Annotated in this window: 1 protein-coding gene; it reads left to right on the top strand. The window is 66.2% G+C overall.

From position 1 onward, the window contains the following. On the top strand, nt 1–753 hold a 753-nt coding region (locus AC1D00_RS43760; RefSeq protein WP_477015021.1), incomplete at both ends, for an aldo/keto reductase.

Raw genomic sequence — 753 nt, 5'->3', positions numbered from 1 at the left:
TCCGAAGAGGTAGTGGGCCGCGCGATCGGCAACAACCGCCATGCCTGGGTGCTGGCGACCAAGCTCGCCAACCCCATGGGCAGCGATCCCAATCGCGGCGGGCTGTCGCGGCGCTGGGTGCTGCAGGCCGCGGACGAAAGCCTGGCACGGCTCGGCACCGACCACATCGACATCTACTATCTGCACAAGGAGGATCACGCGACACCGCTGGAGGAGACGGTGCGCGCGATGGGCGATCTGATCCGATCAGGCAAGGTGCGCTATTTCGGCGTCTCGAACTACCGCGCCTGGCGCGTCGCCGAGATCTGCAACATCTGCGACCGGCTCGGCATCGACCGGCCCGCGGTGAGCCAGCCCTATTACAACGCGATGAACCGCATGCCCGAGGTCGAACACTTCCCGGCCTGCTCCTATTACGGCCTCGGCATCGTGCCCTACAGCCCCTTGGCGCGCGGCGTGCTGACCGGCAAGTACAGGCCCGATGCTGCCCCGGACAAGGAGACGCGTGYGGGACGCAAYGACACCCGCATGATGCAGACGGAATGGCGGCCGGAGTCGCTCCAGCTCGCGCAGGAGATCAAGAGCCACGCCGAAAAGAAAGGCATCACCGCCGGCCAGTTCGCGGTCGCCTGGGTGCTGAACTCCGCTTTCGTCTCCTCGATTGTCGCGGGCCCGCGCACCGAGGAGCAGTGGGACGGCTACATCAGCGCGCTCGACTATCGCTTCACCAGCGAGGACGAAGCCCTGATCGAC

This window comes from Bradyrhizobium sp. P2_E8 (assembly GCF_056403875.1).
The sequence above is the reverse complement of the archived record's forward strand: the minus strand, read 5'-3'. Positions and strand labels throughout refer to the sequence as shown.